A 17,429-nucleotide genomic window follows, 5' to 3' on the forward strand; every position below is an offset into this window, starting at 1 on the left:
AGGGACTGGACTCGTCGCTCACCGGCAACGATCGTGGCCGGTATGAACGATCGCCGCACGGCACCCGCCGCCCCCGCCGAACCCGACGCGGGCCCGCACGAGGAGAGCGGCGAGATCCGCCGTTTCCGGGAGCGGCTCGGTCTCCCCGGACTGATCGACGTCCACACCCACTTCATGCCCGAGCGGGTCCTGCACAAGGTCTGGAACTACTTCGACACGAACGGACCGCTGATCGGCGACCTCCAGTGGCCCATCGCCTACCGGAAGGAGGAGGCCGAACGCACCGCCCTCCTCAGGGAGTTCGGCGTCCGGTCCTTCACCGCGATGCTCTACCCGCACAAGCCCGGCATGGCGGCCTGGCTGAACACATGGGCCGCCGACTTCGCCCGCCGTACCCCCGACTGCCTGCACACGGCGACCCTCTTCCCCGAGCCCGGCGTCGAGACGTACGTCCGTGCGGCCGTCGAAGCGGGCGCCCGGGTGTTCAAGGCACATGTGCAGGTGGGCGGGTACGACCCGGCCGGCGAACTCCTCGACCGGACCTGGGGGCTGCTGGCCGACGCCGGGATTCCCGTGGTGATCCACTGCGGCTCCGGTCCCGCCCCCGGCAAGCACACCGGCCCCGGCCCGATCGCGCGGGTACTGGCGCGGCATCCGAGGCTGCGGCTGATCGTCGCGCACATGGGGATGCCCGAGTACGAGGAGTTCCTCGGCCTCGCCGAGCGCTACGAGGAGGTGCGGCTGGACACCACGATGGCGTTCACCGACTTCACCGAGCGGTTCATGCCGTTCCCGCCCCGGGCCCTGCCCCGCGTCGCCGCCCTCGGCGGCCGTGTCCTGCTCGGCTCCGACTTCCCCAACATCCCGTATTCCTACATGCACCAGCTCCACGCCCTGGAGAGGCTGGAGCTCGGTGAGGAGTGGCTGCGGGCGGTGTGCCACGACAACGCGGCACGCCTCTTCCTGCTGTGACCGCCACGCACACACCGCGTGGTGGAACGCCGGGCCGCGGTCAGGCGGGCGGCGGTCCGGGCGCGGCGACGACGGCGACGCCCGCCTCGCCGCTCTCGAACAGGCTCACCAACTCCGCCAGGGCTACCGGCCCCTCGCCGTGCTCGATGTTGTGGTCGATCAGTGCGACGGGCTGCTGGAAACCGTCCCGTTCGGGGGGTACGAAGTCGGTGACGGCCTCCCGGCGCACGAGGATGACCAGCCCTTCGCCGCCGGGATCGCGGGGGAGCCGGTCGAGGTGCGCACGCAGCGCGGCCGGACGTGAGGTCAGATCCCGGGCGAGGACGTCCCGACGGGCCAGCAGGGACACGGAGAGCCGGTCCCCCCTCCGCTCATACCGGGCCGACAGATCCTCCGGCAGCAGGTAGAACACTCCGGCCTCACCCTCGTGCCCCCGGTTCAGCAGCATGCAGGCCATCTGCTCGGCCGGATCGTCTGACGTGTGATCGAGGTCCAGGATCACTTCCCGGGTGTCCGGGTCGAGTGAAGGGATCGCGCTGATCCACATGCGGTCGGAGCCGTCCATGCGCGGCATTCAAACACACCGCTCCACCTGAGCCCACCGGCCGGCTCACTCCCCGATGAACCTCACCGTCTCGGTCACATCGGCCCGTCCGGTGCGGACCGGTGGCGTGCCCTCCCGCTCGAAGCCCACCGCGAGACCGCACAGCAGCACCAGCCCGTCACCGGCCCCGACCAGCCGGCCGACGGTCTCGCGGTACATCGTCCACATCACCTGGGGACAGCTGTGCAGCCCTTCCGCCCTGAGCAGCAGCATGACCGTCTGCAGGTACATCCCGGCGTCCGCCCACTGACCGGGGCCCATCGCCCGGTCCAGGTAGCAGAACAGCACGACCGGCGCCCCGAACGCCCCCGAGTTCAACGCGGCGATCTTCACGGGCCGTTCCGGATCCTGGCGCTCGATGCCCAGCGCCGCGTACCGCTGGGCGGCCGCCGCGGCGAAGCGGTCCAGATACGGCGGGCTCAGCTCGGCCGGGTACATCGGATACTCGCGTTCGTCGCCCGGGTCTCCCGCCAGGGCCCTGGCCGTCGCCCGCCGCTTCAGCTCGGCCAACGGCTCGCCGGTCACGACGTACACCTGCCAGGGCTGGAGGTTCCCGCTCGACGGTGCCCGCCGTGCCGCGGCCAGCACCCGTTCGAGTACTGCCCGGGGCACCGGCTCGGCACTGAACGCGCGCACCGCCCGCCGGCTGTCCACGGCTTCGTACACGTCCACGTCGGCTCGTCCTTTCGAAACAGCCCCCCGACGGGCGGCGGAACTACGGAAGTTCGACGCTGATGAGGCTGCGGAGAAGCGTGCGCAGGTGCCCCGGCATGTCGATGGCGTCCGGGCTGAGCAGCCACTGGATCTGCAGGCCGTCGATGAACGCGATCAGATCCGCCGCCAGCCCCGACGCCTCCACATGCGGACGCAGCAGACCGCGACGCGCCAGGTCGTCGACGGCCGACTGCATCTCCCGGCGGGCACGTTCGTAGCGTGTAACGAAGTACGGGCGCGCCGGGTGGTCGGCCGCGGTGGCCTCGCTCGACAGCACCGCGAACAGGCTCACGATCAGCGGGTTGGCCTGGTTGTGGGCGACGAGCCGGATCATGCTGGCGAAGTACTCCAGGCCGTCGTGGCCGACCGCACCCGACTGGAAGAAGTGCTCGTCGTCCTGGCGCTCGCGCTCTTCGAGGACCGCCTCCAGCAGCGACTCCTTGGTGGGGAAGTGATGCAGCAGGCCTGCGCGTGAGACACCGCAGGCGGCGGCGAGCTGCACCATGCTCGCGTTGCGGTAGCCGACCTGCCCGAACGCGGTGAACGCGGCCTCGATGATCTGGGCGCGCCGCCGCTCCCCCTTGGGGTAGTTCCGTGGGGCCGTCCCCTGCCGCGCCGTGTCCCGTGCCATGAACGAGATGCTAACGACCCCTAGAAACCGTCACCCCTGTCGGTATTCTGTTCAGTGGCCGTCCGCCCCGAGAGGAGTCACCATGTCGACACCGCAGATGTCGGTTCAGCTCTACTCCGTACGCCACGCCCTAGAGGCCGACCAGGACGCGACCCTCGGCCAACTGGCCGCCCTGGGCCTGACCAACGTCGAGGCCTTCGACTTCGTGCACCGCGCGGACGAACTCGCCGACGCACTCGCCCGGCACGGTCTGTCCGCGCCCACCGGGCACGCCGCCTTCCTGTCGCCCGACGGAGCGTCCGCGGCCTCCCTGGACGAGACGTTCCGGGCCGCGCGCCGGCTGGGCGTGGAGATCCTCTTCGATCCGTTCGTCCCCGCGGCCCGGTGGGCCGACGAGGAGGAGATCGCCCGCACCGCCGCCCTCCTGAACGACGCCGCCGAACGGGCGGCCGACCACGGACTCCGCGTCGGCTACCACAACCACTCGCAGGAGTTCGTCCACACCGTCGCGGGCGTCGACGCCTTCGACTTCTTCGCCGACCGGCTGAACCCGGAAGTCGCCCTGGAGATCGACCTGTTCTGGGCCTCGGCCGGCGGCAACGACGTCGTCGCCCTGCTGAACCGCCTCGGTTCACGGGTGCGCGCCCTGCACGTGAAGGACGGCGCCGTCATCGACGACCCGTTCACCTCGGGCGCCCCCTTCGACCCGGCCGACACCGGCCAGGTCGCCCCCGGCCGTGGACAGATAAGGCTGGACGACTCGCTGGCCGCGGCCCCGCACGCCGAGTACGCCGTCATCGAGTTCGACCACTACGACGGCGACATCTTCGAGGGCGTCGCCGCGGGCGTCACTTACCTGAACCAGAAAGGCATCGGCTGATGGCGGCACAGCACCCGGTCGGCGTCGGCGTCATCGGTGCCGGGAACATCAGCGACCAGTACCTGACCAACCTCACCAGGTTCCCGGACGTACATGTGCTCGTCGTGGGCGACCTCGACACCGCGCGCGCCGAGTCCCAGGCCCGCAAGTACGGCGTCGAGGAGTGGGGGACGGCCGCGGACGTCCTCGCCCACCCGGACACCGAGATCGTCGTCAACCTGACCGTCCCCGCCGTCCACGCGGAGGTCAGCTCGGCGATCCTGGCCGCCGGCAAGCACGTCTGGTCCGAGAAGCCCATCGCCGTGGACCGGGCCGACGCACGGGCGCTGCTCGACCAGGCGGCCGCGGCCGGCCTCAGGATCGGAGTCGCCCCCGACACGATTCTCGGCCCCGGCCTGCAGACGGCCCTGCGGGCGGTCGCCCGCGGCGACATCGGCACCCCGCTGTCCGCGCAGACGGTCATGCAGTACGCGGGGCCGGATCTGTGGCACCCCGCCCCCGAGTTCCTGTTCGCCAAGGGCGCCGGCCCCCTCTTCGACATGGGGCCCTACTACCTCACCGCCCTGGTCTGCCTGTTCGGCTCGGTGACCCGGGTCGCCGCGCTCGGTTCCACCGCCCGCGCGGTCCGTACGGTACGCAGCGGAGAGCGGGCGGGCACCGAGTTCGAGGTGTCCGTACCCACCCACGTCTCGGCACTCGCCCAGTTCGAGGGCGGCGGGGTCGGCCAGAGCGTGTTCAGTTTCGACTCCCCGCTCACCCGCACCGGATTCGTCGAGATCACCGGCACCGAAGGCACCCTGGTCCTGCCCGACCCCAACACCTTCGCCGGCCAGGTCAGGATCACCCGCGTCCCGCAGCGGGGCCGCGATCCCGAGTGGGAGACCGTCACCCCGGTGGGCATCGAGGCCGGCCGCGGTCTCGGCGTCCTGGACATGGCACGGGCCGTCCGCGGCGGAGGCCCGCACATCGCCACCGGGGACCTCGGCTACCACGTCCTGGACACCATGACCTCCATCGACGAGGCCGTCACCTCGGGCGAGACCGTCCGTGTCGCCAGTGCCGCTCCCGGGACACCCCTCGTCCCCGAGGACCGGGACCCCTTCGGAGCCACCGTCTGAGGCGCCTGCCGCGTGCCGGCCGCTGTCACTTGGCGTCGCCGAGGGCCATTCTGCGGGTGGGGGCCGTGGGCGCCTTATGCTCCTACGGCCCCGTCCTCCCGCCACGGAGTGCGGGCAGCGGCATGCCACCGCGCTGGGCCGGACGGGGAAGGGTGCCATGAGGGAACTGGCCGAGCTCGAGGAATGGGTCGGGGTGATCGATGCGTGCATCGAGCCCATTGCGACGAGGCCGGTGGACCTCACCGACCCCGACTGGACGCGGAAGATGCAGGAAGGCTCGCGTTCGCTGGACGAGGCGGGGATGCGGCTGGAGGCGGAGGCCGCGCTGCGGGACGTGCTTTCCCTCTACCAGGAGGGCGACGAGGGCGACCGGGCCGCCCTGCGCGCACTCCTGGAGCGGTGTCACTCGTTCACTTGGGCGACGACGCTGCCTTTCGAGCCCACGCCCCAGGGCTTCCGGCAGCGGCTGGTGGAGATGTCGGTCGAGGACCAGGGCCGCGACACGCGGGACATGATGGTCGGCCTGAACGGCCTCTGCGGGCAGGCCCGCGCCGCCGGTGTCGACATCCGGCCGCTCCTGCTGGAGGTGGCCGAACTCTCCAGTGAGGTCGACAAGTACGGGATGGGTTCCACGCGGGACATCCTGCTCCGAGCGGCCGGAAGGGAGCCGAGCGGGCTCTGGTGACCGCGGGGACGAGAGCGGGGCGCCGCACCACGCTCCGGAATCGGGCGGGGTCTTGTGGCGGGACACGTCGGCGATCGGGATCCTGCGGCGGCCACCGGTACTCGCCCGGGCCCATGCCTCCAGGCCGCCGCGGAGGTCAGCGGTGACCGGACGGCGGCCTGGAGGCATGGGCGCCGGGTACCACCCTGGACCGGCCCGGCGGTGCTGCCGCGTGCCGCCGCTCAGGCGGTGGCAGGGGTTTGGGCGGCGAGTACGGGTTGGTGGGGGAGGAGTCGTCGGGTGACTTCGGTCAGGTCGGTGATGAACGTGTCGGTGAGCTGGGTGGTGAGTCCGGTGCGGACGACGAGTCGGAGGACGGAGATGTCGTGGCACGGGGTGGGCAGGGCATAGGCGGGCAGGTGCCAGCCGCGTGTGCGCATGGCGTGGGAGACGTCGTGGACGGTGAAGCCGTGGGTGCCGGGTGCGAGGCGGAAGGCGAAGGCGGGGAGTTGGGTTCCGTCGGTGATGAGTTCGTAGGGCGGGATGGCGCGGATGCGGGTGGCGAGGGTGTGGGCTGCTGTTCGGCTGCGGAGGGCGAGGTGGTGCAGGCCTTCGAAGCCGTAGCGCAGGAGGGTGTAGTACTGGGCGGCGATGTGGGCGCCGGGCCGGGAGAAGTTGAGGGTGAAGCTGGGGGAGCGGCCGCCGAGGTAGTCGATGTCGAAGACGAGGTCGTCGGGGAGGGCGTGGGTGTCGCGCCACAGGGCCCAGCCCAGGCCGGGGAAGACGTGCCCGTACTTGTGGCCCGAGGTGTTGATGGAGGCGACGCGCTCGAGCTGGAAGTCCCACATGAGGCCGGGGTCGAGGAAGGGGGCCACCATGGCGCCGGAGGCGCCGTCGACGTGTACGGGGATGTCGGTGCCGGTGGCGGCCTGGTAGCCGTCCAGGGCCATGCAGATGTCGGCGACGGGCTCGTAGGAGCCGTCGTAGGTGGAGCCGAGGACCGTGACGACGCCGATGGTGTTGTCGTCGCAGTAGGCGGTGAGGGTGTCGGGGGTGAGGTGGTAGCGGCCGGGTTCCACGGGGACGTAGCGCGGTTCGACCTCGAAGTAGTTGGCGAACTTCTTCCAGCAGACCTGGACGTTGGCGCCCATCACCACGTTGGGGCGGGTGGTGTCCTTGCCCTGTGCCCTTCGGCGCTGCTGCCAGCGGCGTTTGAGGGCGAGGCCGCCGAGCATGGCGGCCTCGCTGGAGCCGGTGGTGGAGCAGCCGCGGACCTGTTCGGGGTGCGGTGCGTGCCACAGCCGGGCGAGCATCCGTACGCAGCGTTCTTCCATGGCGGTGATCTGGGGGTACTCGGCGCGGTCGGCGAGGTTCTTCTCGGCGGTGTCGGCCATCAGCTGGCGAGCCTGCGGCTCCATCCAGGTGGTCGCGAAGGTGGCGAGGTTGAGCTGCGGGTTGCCGTCGAGTGCGAGTTCGTCGCGGAGCCGCTGGAGCACCAGGTCGGGTGAGGACGCCGAGTGCGGCAGTTCGTCGACGGGCAGGTACGGGTCGGTGGCGGCGGGCGGGGTGAGGGTGTCGAACGCGGTCGCGGAGATGACGTCGGTATCCGGGATGGGCATGTGTGCCTCGGTGCTTTCTGGTCCGTGTGGCCCCCGTGCACTTTCGACGCTAGATCGCCGCGAGGTGCGACATGTGTGCCGATTGCACCGATCCAGCGATCGATTTGCGCACCGATGAACTGAATTTTCCCTTGCGTATACGGGCGGATGGGGGCAGCAGGGGATTTCGGGCGGCGGGGGTGTCCGGGCGATGTCGATGCGACCGCGTTCGGCACGGGGCCTTGTGCGGCGCGTGTGCCCAGGTGACGGTCAGCAGCAGGAGGGCGCGGCCCAGTTGCGCGGGTGCCGTGGGGGAGTGGCTCCGCTGTGCACAGGGGCTGTGCGGTGCCCGGACGGGAGCCTTGTACAAGTGACTCCGCCGTCGTCGGCCTGCCGGTGCGGTGTGGTCCGTATCCCGCTCCGTCCCGCACGCGACCGCCGAAGCCCCGCGGCCCCCTTCCCCTCCCCCTTCTTCCTTCTCCCTCCACCTGTGGCGTGCCGGAGGGTCAGTCTGCGGGACCGTGCCCGGTGGTGGTTTGCCGCATGGCGTTGTCGAGGTGGGTGATGACGGCTGGTACGTCGTTGTTCTCGGTGTGGCGGATGACTTCCAGGGCGGGGCGGAGGAGGCCGCCCGGCCGTGTGATGAGCCGCGCGAGTACGGTGGCGCGGATGTCGAGCCGTTCGATGGTGGCGGCGCGTTCGGTGTCGTTCTGGCCGGCGAGGAGGAGGGCGTTGTGCCAGGCCTCCTGGCGGGACTGGCGGATGCTGAAGTCCAGGATCTGTTCGTCGGTGCGGCCTCCGGCCCGGTCCAGCAGGGACATGAACGGGGACAGGGCGTCGACGGAGTCCTGCACGGCCAGTACCACTCGCGCGAGGATGTCGTTGATCAGCTGGAAGTCGTGCTGCAGTGTGCGGATGCTGCTGCCCGGGCTGGTTCGGGCGGCGGCGATGGCCAGGTCGAGGTTGATGTGTGCGTTCACGCCGAGGAGCAGGTGCTGGACGATGATGGTGTCGGCGTCGTCGAGGAGGCCGAAGGTCTCGCGCCAGCAGCGGGGTCCGCCGCGGTTGCGGCGCCAGGCGTCGTATGCGTCGAAGTAGCGGTTGCCGAAGAGGGTGTCGAAGCGGTCCATCCGGGCGCCGTCTTCGAACAGTCCGCTGTGGATGGCGGTGCGGATCTCGACGGTCACCTGCCGGTACAGGGCCGCGAAGTATCCGGCCCGGTCGCCGGCGCGGCCGGCTTCCTGCACGATCCCGGCGAGTCTGTCCACGACGTCGTCGATGTTCTGTGCCGTCATGTACGGTTCCCCTCCCGTGGTCTGGGTGCCCGGCGCGCACACGGTGAGCCGTGGGTGTGCGGGTGGCAGCCCTGTCCTACCACCGTGCACCGGGAGCGGGTCCTGCTGTGCGGGAAACAGGACGCGGGCCCCGCAACCTGCCCGCCGCGGCCGCGGCGCACCCGGGGGCTGGGGGTGGGCCGACCGCTTCGCGACCACCGAGCTGGTCACTGCGGTGGCCACGATCGTGCGGCACGTGCTCGTTCGAGCCCGTTGCCGGACGCAGCGTCGTTCCGGTGGCACGGGCGACGGTCCGTCCGGGGTGTGACTTCCGGTGTGGTCTTCGGTGCGGTCTCTGGTGTGGCTGGGCGCGCAGGCGCGGTCTGCGGTCGTTGTGCGGCGGCAGCCACCCGGCCTGGAGCGTGTGGGCCCGGCCTGGAGCGCGCCGCTTCACCGTCGGCCGCACTCGGCTACGCTGAGCCTGGAGGTGCCAAGTGGCCGAGGGCGCACGGCAGTTGGATGAGACACCGGAATCCGCGACCGTCGTGGTGATCGGCGCGGGCCCGGCCGGGCTGACCGTCGCGAGTCTGCTGCGCAGGTGCGGCATCGACTGCGTCGTCCTGGAACGCCGCAGCCGCGAGCACGTGGCGCAGCGGCAGCGGGCCGGCATCGTGGAGGCCCGCGCCGTGCGGATGTTCGAGTCCTGGGGACTGGCCGACCTGGTGCTGGGCGGCCCGCCGCACGACGGCATCCTGGAGTTCAGGGTGGACGGCGAGAGCCACCTCGTCGACGACAGCGACGGCTCAGAAGGCCCCGGAGCGCGTCTGTGCCCCCAGCAGGTCCTCGTGCAGAAGCTCACCGCCGCCCACCTCGCCGACGGCGGCGACCTGCGCTACGAGGCGGCCGACGTCACCCTGCACGACCTGACCGGCGACCGCCCGATGGTCCGCTACCGCTCCGCCGACGGCACCCCGCACGCGATCAGCTGCGCCTTCGTCGCCGGCTGCGACGGCGAGCACGGCGTCACCCGCACCGCCGTCCCCGACGGCCACCTCACCGCCCACACCCTCGACCACGGCATCGGCTGGCTCACCGTCCTCGCCGACGCGCCGCCGCCCGCCCACCCCCTGCTCGCCGTCAGCCCGCAGGGTTTCGCGGCGCACTTCCCCCGCGGACCGCACAGCAGCCGCTACTACCTCCAGTGCCCGCCCGACGACGACCCCGGCGCCTGGCCCGACGACCGCATCTGGGACGCGCTGCGCACCCGGCTCGCCGACCCCGCCCTGACCGCGGGCCCGATCACCGACCGCGAGACCTTCCGGCTGCGCGGCCTCGTGAACGAGCCCATGCAGTACGGGCGGCTGTTCCTCGTCGGGGACGCCGCCCACATCGTGTCCCCCATGGGCGGCAAGGGCATGAACCTCGCCCTGTACGACGCCGATCTCTTCGCCCGCGCCGTCCGCGACCAGGTTCGCGACGGCGACGACACCGCCCTGCGCACCTACTCCGAGCGCTGCCTGCGGCGCGTGTGGAGCGACCAGGAGTTCTCCCACTGGCTGACCCGGACGGTCCACGACGCCGGCGACGCCACCCGCTGCGGCCCGTTCCTGCAGCGTCTGGCCCGCGCCCGCCTCGACCGGCTCTTCAGCTCTCCGGCGGCCGCGCGGGCCTTCGCGGAACTCATGACCGGCCTGGACCCGGCCCAGGACCGCCCCGCCTCCACCGGCCGCTGACCAACGCCGCGGAACGCGCTTGGGCCGGCACGGCCCAGTGGCCGCGGCCGCACTCGCGTGCCCCTTTTGCGTGCTTTACCTGATTCATCCCGTCGGGTCAAGTCACGACCCCTCGGAACGTGACCCTGCGGTGTCCGCGGGGCCTACTTGAAGTGCGGGCCTCACCGGGAAGGAAATCCGGAACACAAATGAGGCAGAACGGTGGGACGGAAATCCCGACAGGGGATTCCCGCTTCCGTTGAAACCGCGAGTTGTCCCGCTCGGGCGGTCCGGCGAGAACGCTTCACCGGCCGTCGTCCGGAATTTCCGGGGCAGACAGAAAAACCCCATGTATCGACAGTATCGACAGGAGAGAACCCATGACCCGTATTTCTCGTACCCGCAGCGGCATCCGTTCCAAGCGCCGGGGCTCCCGCCTCGCGGCACTCGCCGCCTCGGCCGCGGTGATCACCGGGGGCATCATCCTTCCGGCGTCCGCCGCGATGGCCGCCCCGATGCCCGCCGCGCATGTCGTGAGCTTCGTCCAGGGCGGCGGCGCCGGCGGTGACGGAGGTGCCGGAGGCGGCGGCCTGATCGGCGGCGGCGGGGGCTCCGGCGGCTCCGGCGGCGGCAGCGTCCTGGGCACCGGCGGTGACGGAGGCAGGGGCGGCAACGGAGGCGCCGGCATCCTGTCCGGCGGTGGTGGCGGCGGCGGTGGTGGTGGCGGCGACGGTGTCGTCGGCGGCAACGGCGGCTCCGGCGGCAACGGCGGCTCCGGCCTGTTCGGCGGCAGCGCAGGCTCCGGCGGCTCCGGCGGCTCGGGCATCCTCAAGGGCGGCAACGGAGGCAAGGGCGGCAACGGCGGCTTCGGTGTCTTCCAGGGCGGCAACGGCGGCAAGGGCGGCGCGGGCGGGCTCGGTGTCCTCTTCGGCGGCCTGGGCGGTGCCGGCGGTGCCGGCGGCGGCAGCATCTTCTGACCGTCTCGCCCCGGTGGGGGCGAAGGCCCACGCGGCCTCCGCCCCCACCCCCCCACTTCCCATCCCCGCACCTCGTTGACCGGTGCGCGGAGCCGAACGGCCGGCGCAGCGCCCGCAGAACCACAACCTCGATCAAGGAAAACGGAGAACCCCCATGTCCAGAACTCGCTGGCAGCGTCCGCTCGTCCTGGCGGTGGCCTCGCTGGCCCTGGCCACCGGCACCGCGTGTGCCGCCCAGGCGGCGCCGGGCGTCACCACAGGAACCAGCCGGACGGCCCCGGCCGCCCTGTCCCACTGCGGCCATGGTGGAGAAGGCGGGAAGGGCGGAGAGGGCGGGAAGGGCGGTGCGCCCGGTCAGCCGGGAGAACCCGGCAAGCCCGGCAAGCCCGGCTGCTTCACCTTCGGCGACCTGCCCGACAAGCCCAAGTCGGAGCTCACGGGCCTGGACAAGGCACGGATCGTGCTGACCGTGGAGTCCGGGCAGGCGAAGAAGGCCGAGGTCGTCAAGAAGTACAAGATCTCCGAGAAGGAGTTCGACACGTGGGACAAGCAGTTGCGCAACGGGGACTGGGCCGCGCTGCTGGGTCTTAACTCCCTCTTCGGCTCCTGAGGAAATTCCCCCTGCGCCCCGGCCCGATGCGGGCCGGGGCGTTCCTGTCAAGCCCCGAGTTCCCGGGCCGTGACGGCACGGCCCAAGACCGGGTTTATTCGATGCAGCGGAAACCGCAGTACGGAAAACAATTCTTTGGAAAGAGGAATGCCATGCGTATACGTTCTTGGAAGGTCCGTATCGGTCTCACGTTCTCGGCCGCCCTGACCGCTGGTGTCGTAGCCGGTGCGCTGGCGCCGGCCGCGATGGCGGCTCCGGTGCCGCAGAGCCGTACGGCCACCGCGGCCGCCCGGCAGCTTCCCGCCGACAGCGCCCGGCCGGGCGGCGGCATCGGCCAGTTCGGGCCCATCAAGGGTGGCGACGGCAGTGTGCGGATCGGCGACCGGGTGTGTGCGGGCAACTGCAACGCAACCGTCAACGGGAGCAACGGCGGCCAGGGCGGGATCTGCGCCGGACTGTGCAACGGCAGCGCCAACGGTGGCACCGGCACGACCGGCACGCCCGGCCGTGAGGGCGGCACCGGCGGCGCGGGCGGGATCTGCGCCGGGATCTGCGGCGGCAGCGCCAACGGCGGCACCGGCGGCACGGGCGGAGCCGTGGTGGGCACCGGCGACGGCGGCCGCGGCGGCACGGGCGGCCGTGGCGGGATCTGCCTCGGGCTCGGCTGTGAGAGCGGCGGCCGCGGCGGCACCGGCGGCACGGGCGGTACCGGCTGATGGACCACGCCCCTACGGACGAGGGGGAAAGGGAGCCGCAGCCGCCATCGGGTTCCGCCACCGGGCACGCTGCTCAGAACTGTCTCAGGTGTCTTCCGCGGCTGGGTCGGAGGAGAGCAGCCGGCAGCTGTCGAAGTTCATGCACCCGCAGGCAAGGCAGTCCGCGACGGCGTTCCGCAGGGCCTGTGTCTCCTGGATGAACCGGTCCAGTTCGGGGATCTTGCGCTCCGTGAGGGTGCGCCACTGCCGGGTGGCGCCCCGGCCGGTGTCGGTGTCCAGCAGCCGGCGGATCTCGGCGAGGGTGAACCCGGCCCGCTGCGCCATTCTGACCAGCGCGATCCGCCTCAGGGTGCCGGCCGGAAAGACGCGTCGGCCCGCGACTCGTCTGGCGGGCGGCAACAAGCCGATGCTCTCGTAGTAGCGCAGGGCCGAGGGCCGCATCCTGACCTGCCGCGCAAGATCACCGATGCCCAGCTCTCGCACTGGTCCCCCCTTGACTTCAAGCACGCTTGAACCACGAGTCTGACCGGGTGCCCATTCCATCGACAACTCGCCTGCTGCCGCCGACGTATCGGCCGCTGTTTTCACATCCCGAGTTCCGACGGCTCTTGCCGGCCCTGGCGGCCTCCGACCTCGGCGACGGGATGAGCCTGGTCGCCGTGGCGTGGCTGGGGGTTCTGATCGCGCCTCCCGGGCAGTCGGGGCTGGTCGTGGGTGCGGCCGTCGCCGCCTACGCCCTTCCCGGTGCGGCGGGGGCTTTGGCCCTCGGCCGTCGGCTGAGTCGTGTGCCTCCCCGGCGGTTACTGGCCGCAGACAGCCGGCTTCGCGCATTGCTGCTCGGGTCCGTGCCCTTGGCCTGGGCCGCAGGAGTGCTGCATCCGGTTCTTTATGTCGTCCTGCTCGCCGGATCGTCGGTGCTGCACGCCTGGGGAAGTGCGGGAAAGTACTCACTGCTCTCCCGGATGCTGCCCCAGGACCAGCGGCTGGCCGCGAACGCGCTGGTCAGTTCGAGCGCCTCGGCGTCCGTCATCGTGGGTCCCGCACTTGCCGGACTCCTGGCGGCAAGGATCAACCCGGCCTGGATCATCGGGCTCGATGCGGTGTCCTTCGCCGTCCTCGCCGTCCAGGTCGGCCGGCTGGGCGGCAAGGCCCAGGCCGCAGCGACGGCCGCGCCGGTCGACAACGGACGGGCGGGCGCCGGTCTGCACCTGCTGCGCGGAGAACCCGAGCTTCTCGGCATTCTCGCACTGACCTGGTTCTTCAACTTCCTCTACGGACCAGTGGAGGTTGCGCTCCCGCTGCATGTCACCGACGACCTCCACAAAGACGCAAGCCTTCTCGGGCTGTACTGGACCCTGTTCGGGGCGGGTGCTGTCGTCGGTGGCCTGGCGGCCGGCGCGTTGCGCAGGCTTCCGCTCTGGCCGGTCACCCTGGGCATCGTCGCAGGCTGGGGCCTGATGCTTGTGCCCTTCGGGCTGGACGTGTCCACCAGCATCACTCTTGTCTGCTTCGCCCTGGGCGGCCTGGTCTACGGCCCGTTCACCGCGTTGTCCTTCACCCTCTTCCAGAACCGCACGCCGGCGGCCTGGCTGACGACCGTCCTGGCCGCCCGAGGCGCCGCCCTGCTCACCGCCTCCCCGGTGGGCACTGCGCTCGGCGGCCCTCTCAGCGCTGCCCTGGGACCCCGGCAGGTACTGACCGCTTCGGGGACCGCGACCATCACCCTCGCCGTCATCGCCACCGCGGTACGCACCTGGGGGAGACACCGGGCACATCCGAGAGGCGGACCAGCCGGAACGGGCCCGTGACCGCTGGGATCGGATTTCTTCCGTGACCGGGGCACGTCCACGTTCCCGTTGTTCAAGGCGTCGTACATGGCGCCGTGCCCGCGCCGGTGCCCGAGCACCGACGTCAGGTCGACCGGCGCCCCCACCGGCCCGTCCACACACGGCAACGCACCGGCGAGGCCGAACAGTTCATCCCCGCGAGCGGCCAGACACTCGAACCGGTCATCTAGGTCGTCCCGGAAGCGTGGCGCTTTCGCGAACGCCTCCCGCGGAACATGATCGGGCAGCGAACTCACCTTCACATCCGGGTGAGCGACCGAGTTCGAGGACCATTTCGACTCAGCGATAGCCTTCGTCACCATGATGCGCGCTTGGATCCTGCCGATGCTTTTCGTGCTCTGCGGCTCAGCCGTCGCGACCGGGCTGATCCTCAAGGGGAGCCCCGGCACAGCCGCAGCATTCATGCTGCTGTTCCTGGCATTCGCCGGCGTGAACTCGCCCCTGATCTTCCCGAGGTCGATCGGTGCGCAGGAGGCACAACGCCGCAGCGCGGTCGACGGCCGGCCGGTCGTCTTCTGGCGGCCGGGCTGCACGTACTGCATGCGACTGCGCGTCCGGCTGGGCCGCGGCGCCCGCCAGTTGCACTGGGTCAACATCTGGCGCGACCCGGCAGGAGCCGCAGTGGTGAGGGCGGCCAACGACGGCAACGAAATCGTGCCGACCGTCGTCGTGGCGGGCCGGCCACACACCAACCCCGATCCCGAGTGGGTGCGTGAGCAGCTCTCCCCTTCCGCGTGACCGGAAACCACGCCCTACCGAAGAGGCGCCCGCATACCGAGCGGACCGAGGTCGGACACAAGCTCAGAAGCTGACCCAGAAACCCGAGTTCGGGCAGCCCGGGATCTACCGCCGTCCGCCAGGCCCGCAGAGTGCTGTCAGTGGCTGGGGCTAGGGTCTCTGGTGTGAGTGATCACTACGACCTGTTCCTGGCGGTCGACCTGCCGCCGGACCTGCCCGAGCCGGTGCTTTCGGAACTGAGGTGGCTCCTGGGGCAGGGGGACATGCCGGCAGAGTTGAAGTCGACCGACTGGGAGTCATGGGGTGGTCCCTGGCAGACCTTCGACGGTGGCTCGGCGAGCCACTCGTTCGACGGAGCCGATATGTCCCTGCTGGTCCGTGCCGTGGACAGACCGAACCCGGACGGCGGCGAACCGTGGGCACTGACCGTCCGGACGAGCGTCCACGAGGACGACTTCGGGGTGACGATGGACGTCGTCGGGTGGCTTCTTCGGCACGCGACGACGCAGGGGTGGGTCGGGTTCGTCCGCGACTCCGGTCTGGGCCAAGTCCAGCATCTCGTACGCCACGAGGATGGCTTCGACCTGGTCGATGTCCGCCCCGTCGGAGGGCAGAAGCGTGTTCCCCGGTCATCGCGCTAGCCCGTCTCGAGACGGGGCATTCGGAACGAGCGGAAAGGTCACCCGGCGGTGTTCTCGGCCCGGGCTCGGGTGGCTCCGGGACGATCGACCGACGCTTGGAGGAAGGGCCAGCAGTGGCGGGCAAGGAGCCCGGGCGAGTTGTTGCCGAACCGACTGAGCCGACCGACGTGCGTGTCGGAGATGTGCTGCGGGTGGTCTGCGATCCGGTCGAAGCATGGGTCTCCAGTGATTCGCCGTACTACGTCTTCCAACGCCTGGTCGTAGGAGGCGGTGGTGCAGCCGGTGGCCGACGGTGTGCAGCCCAGCTTTCCGCACAACCGCAGCGCGGGCGGCTTGGCACCATCCGCGGTGAAGCGAATGTAGTGGTCGACGATCACGTCCCGGTCGCCCAGCGGCTCGGGCAGTCTGACCTTCGCCGTGGCCGTGCTCTCCTTGGTGCACCCGGAAGCCCTGTCCATGGACGGCGAGGTGAAGGTGACCTGCACCCACACGAGGTCCGTCATCGGGTCGGTGAGCACTGCCCTGAGCTTGCGCACGCACGCGTGAGCGCCACTGGGCACCTGCGTGTCCAGGAGCAGCGTGCGCCGGTCGCGGCCGGGAAGGCCCACCGGCTTGGGTGGCACGCGGTATCCGGCACCTCTGGTGGCAGCAGCCTTTCGGGGTGCCGTTCAACGTCCGTGAATGTGTAGGGGGTGGCGCGAACTGACCCTGGAACAGATGAAGTTGACGGCGTTCGGGTGTGCCGTTGTCAGTGGCGGCCGTCAGTATGGAGTGCGTTACGGGATGTGACGACCATCTGGGGGGACCACATGCCATTCGTGCGGCCGTACGTGCGCTCTGACGGGACGGCGGTTCGCGGACATACCCGGTGGGCGCCGGGTGCGCGCCGGGAACTGACCGTCTTCGCTTTCGTCGGGTCGGCCGTGCTCGGGTACGGCAACAGCGCGGACGCCGGTGATACATCCGGTACCCGGCCCCGCACTGTGTCGTACCCGATCGACTTCTCGCGCCTGGGGACCGGCCGATGACTCGGCGTCGGCCCGCCCGCCGGTCGCGTCGCAAGCAGCAGAACGACATCCAGTTCGTTCTTGGGGCCGTGATCGCGGCAGGGGTGATCGCTCTCGTGGTGGCGGTGGTCCACTGGCTGCTCGTGCACTGGTGGCTGCTGCTCGTGGCGGCTGTCGTTGCCGTCCCGGCCGGCATCGTCTGGTGGCGCCGGCGGGCGGAGCGCATGCGCTGGGAACAGGCCCGGGCGCGCGCCCTGCGCTACGGTCTGGCCCAGCTGGACGCACTCTCGCACCGGCAGTTCGAATTTGCTGTGCGTGACCTGATGCGCCGGGACGGCTGCACGGACGCGGTCCAGGTCGGCGGGCAGGGCGATCTGGGCGCGGACGTGAAGGCGACCGACCCGCTGGGGCGCCGGTGGGTGATCCAGTGCAAGCATCGCCGCGGCGGGGAGCGCGGCGCCGCCGTGGGTACCCCGGAACTGCAGGTCCTCAACGGCACGGGCCGCCCGGTCCACAAGGCCGACGTGGTGGTGATGCTCACCAACGGCAGGATCACCGAGCCGGGCCGCACGTTCGCCCGCCAGCAGCGCCTCCATCTCGTGGACCGCCAACTGCTGGGAACCTGGGCGTCACAGGGCCGCCCCCTGTGGGACCTGCTGCCCGCGCTTCCCGCGCCCCGCAGGCCGTCCTCCCTCTCCTGAGCGGATCCACCGAAGACACTGTGTC

Annotated in this window: 18 protein-coding genes and 2 pseudogenes; 12 read left to right on the forward strand and 8 right to left on the reverse strand. The window is 71.0% G+C overall.

Features of this window, described 5'->3' with window-relative positions:
• Positions 1-42 precede the first annotated feature (42 nt).
• Positions 43-972, forward strand: coding sequence for an amidohydrolase family protein (locus KVT45_RS17855; protein WP_217548559.1), 930 nt, complete (start codon positions 43-45; stop codon positions 970-972).
• A 40-nt stretch (positions 973-1,012) separates the two neighbouring features.
• Here KVT45_RS17855 and KVT45_RS17860 read toward each other — a convergent pair whose 3' ends face one another.
• From KVT45_RS17860 to KVT45_RS17870, 3 genes are read right to left on the reverse strand one after another with little or no spacing between them, the layout of a single operon-like run.
• Entirely contained in the window at positions 1,013-1,537 is a 525-nt protein-coding gene (locus tag KVT45_RS17860) for a hypothetical protein (RefSeq protein WP_217548560.1), read from the reverse strand.
• A 45-nt stretch (positions 1,538-1,582) separates the two neighbouring features.
• A complete protein-coding gene (locus tag KVT45_RS17865) occupies positions 1,583-2,248 on the reverse strand; it encodes a nitroreductase (RefSeq protein WP_217548561.1) in 666 nt (221 codons plus the stop codon).
• Between the two features lie 43 nt (positions 2,249-2,291).
• Complete coding sequence (locus KVT45_RS17870; protein WP_217548562.1) at positions 2,292-2,921, reverse strand: TetR/AcrR family transcriptional regulator; 630 nt, start codon at positions 2,919-2,921, stop codon at positions 2,292-2,294.
• Positions 2,922-3,003: 82 nt separating this feature from the next.
• Here KVT45_RS17870 and KVT45_RS17875 point away from each other — a divergent pair, with 82 nt between their 5' ends.
• The 3 genes from KVT45_RS17875 (at position 3,004) to KVT45_RS17885 (ending at position 5,604) form a co-directional block, all read left to right on the forward strand.
• Positions 3,004-3,801 carry a sugar phosphate isomerase/epimerase gene (locus KVT45_RS17875; RefSeq protein ID WP_217548563.1) on the forward strand — a complete coding sequence of 266 codons (798 nt, stop codon included), beginning with the start codon at positions 3,004-3,006 and terminating at the stop codon, positions 3,799-3,801.
• On the forward strand, positions 3,801-4,919 hold the full coding sequence (locus KVT45_RS17880; RefSeq protein WP_217548564.1) for a Gfo/Idh/MocA family protein: 1,119 nt from the start codon (positions 3,801-3,803) through the stop codon (positions 4,917-4,919). The genes KVT45_RS17875 and KVT45_RS17880 overlap by 1 nt, the downstream gene beginning before the upstream one ends.
• A 157-nt stretch (positions 4,920-5,076) precedes the next feature.
• Entirely contained in the window at positions 5,077-5,604 is a 528-nt protein-coding gene (locus KVT45_RS17885; protein ID WP_217548565.1) for a hypothetical protein, read from the forward strand.
• A gap of 221 nt (positions 5,605-5,825) precedes the next feature.
• On the opposite strand, the gene KVT45_RS17890 is transcribed toward KVT45_RS17885, so the two are convergent.
• Together KVT45_RS17890 and KVT45_RS17895 are read right to left on the reverse strand one after the other, a co-directional pair.
• Entirely contained in the window at positions 5,826-7,202 is a 1,377-nt protein-coding gene (locus KVT45_RS17890) for a glutamate decarboxylase (RefSeq protein WP_217548566.1), read from the reverse strand.
• Positions 7,203-7,687: 485 nt separating this feature from the next.
• Complete coding sequence (locus KVT45_RS17895; protein WP_217548567.1) at positions 7,688-8,476, reverse strand: DUF5995 family protein; 789 nt, start codon at positions 8,474-8,476, stop codon at positions 7,688-7,690.
• A gap of 473 nt (positions 8,477-8,949) precedes the next feature.
• On the opposite strand from KVT45_RS17895, the gene KVT45_RS17900 reads away from it, so the two are divergent.
• The 4 genes from KVT45_RS17900 to KVT45_RS17915 all read left to right on the forward strand — a co-directional run bounded on the left by KVT45_RS17900 (position 8,950) and on the right by KVT45_RS17915 (position 12,470).
• A complete protein-coding gene (locus KVT45_RS17900) occupies positions 8,950-10,188 on the forward strand; it encodes a 4-hydroxybenzoate 3-monooxygenase (RefSeq protein WP_217548568.1) in 1,239 nt (412 codons plus the stop codon).
• A gap of 359 nt (positions 10,189-10,547) precedes the next feature.
• Positions 10,548-11,144: a hypothetical protein gene (locus KVT45_RS17905; protein WP_217548569.1), complete on the forward strand. Its 597-nt coding sequence runs from the start codon at positions 10,548-10,550 to the stop codon at positions 11,142-11,144.
• Positions 11,145-11,298: 154 nt separating this feature from the next.
• Entirely contained in the window at positions 11,299-11,754 is a 456-nt protein-coding gene (locus KVT45_RS17910; RefSeq protein WP_217548571.1) for a DUF1153 domain-containing protein, read from the forward strand.
• Between the two features lie 152 nt (positions 11,755-11,906).
• Positions 11,907-12,470: a hypothetical protein gene (locus KVT45_RS17915; RefSeq protein WP_217548573.1), complete on the forward strand. Its 564-nt coding sequence runs from the start codon at positions 11,907-11,909 to the stop codon at positions 12,468-12,470.
• Positions 12,471-12,554: 84 nt separating this feature from the next.
• Here the strand turns inward: KVT45_RS17915 and KVT45_RS17920 are convergent, their stop codons facing one another.
• A complete protein-coding gene (locus KVT45_RS17920; protein ID WP_217548575.1) occupies positions 12,555-12,953 on the reverse strand; it encodes a MerR family transcriptional regulator in 399 nt (132 codons plus the stop codon).
• Positions 12,954-13,000: 47 nt separating this feature from the next.
• Between KVT45_RS17920 and KVT45_RS17925 the strand changes: the two genes are divergently transcribed.
• Positions 13,001-14,278: an MFS transporter gene (locus KVT45_RS17925; protein WP_308310778.1), complete on the forward strand. Its 1,278-nt coding sequence runs from the start codon at positions 13,001-13,003 to the stop codon at positions 14,276-14,278.
• A 17-nt stretch (positions 14,279-14,295) separates the two neighbouring features.
• Here the strand turns inward: KVT45_RS17925 and KVT45_RS56360 are convergent.
• Positions 14,296-14,553: pseudogene (locus tag KVT45_RS56360) on the reverse strand (transposase); the annotation flags it as partial.
• 64 nt (positions 14,554-14,617) lie between these two features.
• On the opposite strand from KVT45_RS56360, the gene KVT45_RS17930 reads away from it, so the two are divergent.
• Together KVT45_RS17930 and KVT45_RS17935 are read left to right on the forward strand one after the other, a co-directional pair.
• Complete coding sequence (locus KVT45_RS17930) at positions 14,618-15,055, forward strand: glutaredoxin domain-containing protein (protein ID WP_217548577.1); 438 nt, start codon at positions 14,618-14,620, stop codon at positions 15,053-15,055.
• A gap of 164 nt (positions 15,056-15,219) precedes the next feature.
• Positions 15,220-15,696: a hypothetical protein gene (locus tag KVT45_RS17935; protein WP_217548579.1), complete on the forward strand. Its 477-nt coding sequence runs from the start codon at positions 15,220-15,222 to the stop codon at positions 15,694-15,696.
• Between the two features lie 248 nt (positions 15,697-15,944).
• On the opposite strand, the pseudogene KVT45_RS17940 reads toward KVT45_RS17935, so the two are convergent.
• Positions 15,945-16,199 (reverse strand): annotated as a pseudogene (locus tag KVT45_RS17940) (hypothetical protein); the annotation flags it as partial.
• A gap of 521 nt (positions 16,200-16,720) precedes the next feature.
• Here KVT45_RS17940 and KVT45_RS17945 point away from each other — a divergent pair.
• Positions 16,721-17,404 carry a restriction endonuclease gene (locus tag KVT45_RS17945; protein ID WP_217548581.1) on the forward strand — a complete coding sequence of 228 codons (684 nt, stop codon included), beginning with the start codon at positions 16,721-16,723 and terminating at the stop codon, positions 17,402-17,404.
• The last annotated feature ends 25 nt before the right edge of the window (positions 17,405-17,429 follow it).

This window comes from Streptomyces sp. GbtcB6, from assembly GCF_019091475.1.
GTDB classification, from domain to species: domain Bacteria; phylum Actinomycetota; class Actinomycetes; order Streptomycetales; family Streptomycetaceae; genus Streptomyces; species Streptomyces hyaluromycini.

Excerpts from the sequence above, each read along its gene's own strand:
- KVT45_RS17855 (WP_217548559.1), top strand. The coding sequence starts at position 43 with ATGAACGATCGCCGCACGGCACCCGCCGCCCCCGCCGAACCCGACGCG.
- KVT45_RS17860 (WP_217548560.1), bottom strand. The coding sequence starts at position 1,537 with ATGGACGGCTCCGACCGCATGTGGATCAGCGCGATCCCTTCACTCGAC.
- KVT45_RS17870 (WP_217548562.1), bottom strand. The coding sequence starts at position 2,921 with ATGGCACGGGACACGGCGCGGCAGGGGACGGCCCCACGGAACTACCCC.
- KVT45_RS17875 (WP_217548563.1), top strand. The coding sequence starts at position 3,004 with ATGTCGACACCGCAGATGTCGGTTCAGCTCTACTCCGTACGCCACGCC.
- KVT45_RS17880 (WP_217548564.1), top strand. The coding sequence starts at position 3,801 with ATGGCGGCACAGCACCCGGTCGGCGTCGGCGTCATCGGTGCCGGGAAC.
- KVT45_RS17885 (WP_217548565.1), top strand. The coding sequence starts at position 5,077 with ATGAGGGAACTGGCCGAGCTCGAGGAATGGGTCGGGGTGATCGATGCG.
- KVT45_RS17890 (WP_217548566.1), bottom strand. The coding sequence starts at position 7,202 with ATGCCCATCCCGGATACCGACGTCATCTCCGCGACCGCGTTCGACACC.
- KVT45_RS17895 (WP_217548567.1), bottom strand. The coding sequence starts at position 8,476 with ATGACGGCACAGAACATCGACGACGTCGTGGACAGACTCGCCGGGATC.
- KVT45_RS17905 (WP_217548569.1), top strand. The coding sequence starts at position 10,548 with ATGACCCGTATTTCTCGTACCCGCAGCGGCATCCGTTCCAAGCGCCGG.
- KVT45_RS17910 (WP_217548571.1), top strand. The coding sequence starts at position 11,299 with ATGTCCAGAACTCGCTGGCAGCGTCCGCTCGTCCTGGCGGTGGCCTCG.
- KVT45_RS17915 (WP_217548573.1), top strand. The coding sequence starts at position 11,907 with ATGCGTATACGTTCTTGGAAGGTCCGTATCGGTCTCACGTTCTCGGCC.
- KVT45_RS17930 (WP_217548577.1), top strand. The coding sequence starts at position 14,618 with ATGATGCGCGCTTGGATCCTGCCGATGCTTTTCGTGCTCTGCGGCTCA.
- KVT45_RS17945 (WP_217548581.1), top strand. The coding sequence starts at position 16,721 with ATGACTCGGCGTCGGCCCGCCCGCCGGTCGCGTCGCAAGCAGCAGAAC.